Annotated in this window: 4 protein-coding genes and 1 pseudogene; 3 read left to right on the forward strand and 2 right to left on the reverse strand. The window is 70.9% G+C overall.

The features are described from left to right. The first annotated feature begins 15 nt into the window (after positions 1 to 15). Positions 16 to 882 (forward strand): polyphosphate kinase 2, encoded by an 867-nt coding sequence (gene ppk2, locus ND748_RS26235; RefSeq protein ID WP_374216041.1) that lies wholly within the window; start codon positions 16 to 18, stop codon positions 880 to 882. A gap of 380 nt (positions 883 to 1262) precedes the next feature. Next, positions 1263 to 1919 (forward strand): nucleoside monophosphate kinase, encoded by a 657-nt coding sequence (locus tag ND748_RS26240; protein ID WP_251748842.1) that lies wholly within the window; start codon positions 1263 to 1265, stop codon positions 1917 to 1919. A 95-nt stretch (positions 1920 to 2014) separates the two neighbouring features. Here the strand turns inward: ND748_RS26240 and ND748_RS26245 are convergent, their stop codons facing one another. Beyond that, positions 2015 to 2623, reverse strand: a complete 609-nt coding sequence (locus ND748_RS26245; RefSeq protein ID WP_251748843.1) for a hypothetical protein — start codon at positions 2621 to 2623, stop codon at positions 2015 to 2017. Between the two features lie 803 nt (positions 2624 to 3426). Between ND748_RS26245 and ND748_RS26250 the strand changes: the two genes are divergently transcribed. Then, the gene (locus ND748_RS26250) at positions 3427 to 3984 is read left to right on the forward strand and encodes an NUDIX domain-containing protein (RefSeq protein WP_251748844.1); all 558 of its coding nucleotides are present in this window, start codon (positions 3427 to 3429) and stop codon (positions 3982 to 3984) included. Here the strand turns inward: ND748_RS26250 and ND748_RS26255 are convergent. Next, positions 3947 to 4345, reverse strand: a pseudogene (locus ND748_RS26255) (serine/threonine protein kinase); the annotation flags it as partial. The gene ND748_RS26250 and the pseudogene ND748_RS26255 sit on opposite strands and share 38 nt — an antisense overlap.

The raw sequence follows: 4345 nt of genomic DNA on the forward strand, positions 1-4345 counted from the left end.
CCGCAGGCCGGACCGATCCCCGCCGCCCCCGCCGCCCCCGCCGGGACTGCGGCAGCCGATCCGTCGACTGCGGCGGCCGTCGCGGCGGGAATCACCCCGTGCCGGGTCACCAGGAAGGAGTATGTGCGGGAACTCGACCGCCTGCAGACCGAGCTGGTCCGGATGCAGGAATGGATCCGGCATACCGGGTTCCGGCTGGTGGTGGTATTCGAGGGGCGGGACACCGCAGGCAAGGGCGGCACCATCAAACGCATCCTCGATCGGCTCAACGCCCGCCAGTGCCGGGTCGTCGCGCTGGGCACGCCGACCGAGCGGGAACGCACCCAGTGGTACTTCCAGCGCTACCTGGTGCACCTGCCCGCCGCCGGCGAGATCGTGCTGTTCGACCGGAGCTGGTACAACCGGGCCGGGGTCGAACGGGTGATGGGATTCTGCACCGACGACGAGTACGACGACTTCCTGCGTACCTGCCCGCAGCTCGAGCGGGCGCTGGTCCGTTCCGGGATCGTCCTGGTCAAGTACTGGCTGTCGCTCAGCGACGAGGAGCAGGAGCGTCGCTTCCAGGAGCGCATCGACAATCCCGGCAAGCGGTGGAAGCTGTCGGCGATGGACCTGCAGGCACGGGCCCGCTGGGTGGATTTCGCGGCGGCCAAGGACGAGATGTTCGCCTACACCGACATTCGTGCGGCGCCCTGGCACGTGGTGGACGCCGACGACAAGCGCACGGCCCGGCTCAACCTGATCAGCCATCTGCTGTCGATCGTCCCGTACGGCGACGTGCCGCATGACCGGGTCGTGCTGCCCCCGCGGCAGGAGAAGGCCTACAAGCGGCCCCCGATCGACAGCCAGACCTGGGTGCCGCGCCGGTATGTGCGGGGCTGAGCGGCCCGCCCGCCGGGCCAGGCGGCCCGCCGTGGGTGGCGCGCAGGTGCCACCGGATGAGGGTGAGGCGGCCCTCGTGCAACCGCCCTTTCGGTGCCGGTCGAGGCGCTGCGCCGGCCGTCCGCCGGGCGGCGCGGCCGGGTCGACGGGCCTGCCGGCGGTGGCCGTAACCTCCCGCTGCCCGCGGTTCTTCGGCACTCACCCGGCACCCGCGACGTCGTTGACCAGGATATGTGTCGTTGCCCACGCGGCATTCACGTGGGTGGCTTCCGGGCCGACCCATTCGTTCAGCGGATACGGTACCCGGCAGGGAATGAACCGGACGACGGTTCGCGGCCGACCACCTGTGCGACCAGCGATTCGGGCGGGAGAGGGATTTCGTGCGCAAGTTCGTCATCATGGGAGTACAGGGCAGTGGCAAGGGAACCCAGGCGACGTTGCTGGCACGGGATTTCGACCTCGTCCACATAAGCGTCGGCGACGTCTTCCGCTGGAATGTACAGAATCACACGAAGCTGGGTGCCCAGGTGAAGCGGACGGTTGCCGCCGGCCACCTGGTGGGCGACGACCTCGTCGAATCGGTGGTGCGCACCCGGCTGGCCGACCACGACTGGAACTACGGCTTCATCATCGACGGATTCCCCCGCAACGCCCGGCAGGCGGAGTTCTTTCTGGAGAGCTACGACATCGACGGGGTCATCTACCTGGACCTCCCGGACGATGAGGTCTACCGGCGGGTGCTGGCCCGCCGACTGTGTTCTCGCTGCGGCCTGGACTACAACCTGATAGCGAGTCGGCCGCTCATGCCGGACACCTGTGACAACTGCGGAGCACCGCTGCGCAAGCGCGCCGACGACAATCCCCAGGCGCTGGCCGTCCGGCTGCGTGACTACCACGAGAAGACCCAGCCGGTGATGGAGATTTTCCAGCGCAAGGAGTTCGTGGCCGTCGTCGACGCCCGCCGCGAGCCGCGGGCCGTTCAGACGGAGATCCGCGGGTACTTCAACCTGCCGGACCTGGCTCCCGCGCCGGTGTGACTCCCCGGCCGGCTTTCCCACCGGCCTCCCCGGCCGGTCCCCCGCCGGCACCACCCGCCTCCCCTGCCGGCCTCCCGCCGGCACTGCCCGCCTCGTCAGTTCTTCGTGAACACGATGGCGATCGCGTTGGACTGGCCGAGGCCCGCGGCGCCGAGGCTGCCGGTGACGCCGTGCCCGGTGAAGGCCAGGGCGCGGGCGACGCCGGGAATGCCGACGTCCGAGGTGATCCGGTAGCCGGCCGGCGGCAGCGCCGTGCGGTAGAACGCCGCGACCCGATCGCTGGACACCCCCGACAGCGTCACAGTCGAGGTCTTCCCGGTGGTCGTGCCGACCTGCACCCCCGCCCCGGGCGGCACGGGGAAGCCGGCGGGGACGTTGGTGCCGTGCAGCGCGGCCGGTCCGGTCACCGTATCGACCTTCCCCACCCCGGGGACGGACGTCGACAGCGGGGCGGGCAGGGCCGTGCGCAGGCCGGTCGGCAGGGCCGTGGGCAGGCCGCTCGGCAGCGCCCTCGGCAGGGCGGTGGGCAGCGCCGTCGGCAGGCTCGCGCTGGCGCTCGGGTCCGGTAGGTCGACGCCGTCCGAGCCGCAGCCGGCTGTCAGACCGACGAGCCCGGTCAGGGCAAGTCCCGCCACGAGCACGGTGGCCCGTCGGACCCGGCGGTTGCCCTGGCTCGTCGCGTCGAGAGCCTGACTGTCGGCCACGGTGGGGTCCTCCCGTTCGTCCCGCGGTTCCTGGGCCCAACCGTCGCATCGCTCCAGGTAGCCGGTGCGGCGTACGTGCTGGCGACGTGTTGTCGTGCCGATGGATGGCGGCCCGGAGTCGGCAATGTGCCGTTGCGTCGTCGCCGACCCTAGTCGCGGACGGACACCGGCTGCCCGGGGTGTCGGCTGACCGTCACGACCACGGGTGCCGGGGGTACCGCGACCGGTGCGGGACCACCCGAACGTGCTGCCTACAGGTGCCGATTGCGCCCGCGTTCGGCGTCCGCGCGCCCCGCCGCCCCAGGCCGTCCACATCCGGGCTGACCTGGGGCCGAGCCGGACCCTCGACTGAAGGTGGAGCAAAATTTCCGATTTGCGGCACGAAGGAGGTTTCGCGATGGTAGGTGCGGGGTACCCGGCAGGCGGGTGCTTGCCCTGTTTGTCCGCTTCACCCGATCTCGGGAAGGATGGATCGACGTGCGGGATGCCGTAGGGGTTGCGGCCGGCGTGCCGCGAAGCTCGACCAACTGTCACACTCCGTCGCGATGTCGGGACGGTCTGGTGAGTTGCCGGCGGGGAGGGATGCGTCGCGCCGAACGTGGCCGAGGGCCGCGCGCATCGTCTCGCAGGCCAGCGCGACTGGACGAGGAAGTCCAGGAGAGTGCCGAAATGGCATCCCGATTTCTTCCGATATGGCTTGGTCTGTCGACACGGTGAGTGAGGGTATGAGTGCAGTACGAACTTCGGAGTGTCCCGCCCCGGTGTTCCGTGTTGAGCACCCGACACCTGTACGTTCTCTGAGCGTGACGGTCACCAACAACGCGGTGATCGGTGTGGCCCTTGGCTACATCGAGGCGAACCCGGACGAGATGGACCTCATGCGGTCCTTGGTCGTGCTTGCCCTGCACGGGCCTGCCATCGCAGCCCGTAGCACGACGCCGGCTCACGTCACCTGCCGCGCCGCGATCGTTTCCCCCGACTGGCGGGTTCTCGAGATCATGGACTCGACCACGTCCATCTGGCACCTGCCGGGCGGCCACGTGGACGCGGGCGACTCGTCCCTGCTCGGCGCGGCGCTCGGGCTCGCCGCCCGCCGTGCCGGCGTGGAGACGAACATGGTCATCCCCGACGGGATCATCCCCTTCGACGTCGAGGCGAGAATCGTCGAGGCCGTGCCGACGCGCGGAGAACCCGAACACGTCCACTACGAGATGACCTACCTGTTCCACGTCGAGGACCGCAGCCTCGCCGTGCCCGACTCCGCCAGCACCCGCGTCCGCTGGGTCGAGCCCGGGCAGGTCGCCGGCCAGCTCGGCGTGAAGCTCACGAAGGCGTCCCGCCACTCCCGCCTGGTGACCTGACCCCGGATCGCGGGGTCAGGTCTCCCGCCAGCCGGGTCGGATCCGGCCGCGCGTCGGCGGGATCTCGCAGGTACAGCGCGAACGCCGCCGCGAAACAGCAGGCCAGGACGAGCTCCGACGCCGCGGCCGCCCGCGGGCTGCCGACCCACAGCCCGCGGGCGACGAGCAGTCCGAACACACCGCCGGCGACGCCGCCGACGGACACGGACACGGCCACGGACACGAACCAGGCGGGCATGCCGAACGGTGCACGCGGGGTCACCGCGCCCACTGGGGCGACCGGCGTCAGCGGAGCGGCTGGGCCGGCACGGCGACCGGCTCGGACGAAGGCCAGCACGCCCGCCGCGGCGGCCACCAGGCC

It is taken from the genome of Frankia sp. AiPs1 (assembly GCF_023716945.1).
Lineage (GTDB): Bacteria > Actinomycetota > Actinomycetes > Frankiales > Frankiaceae > Frankia.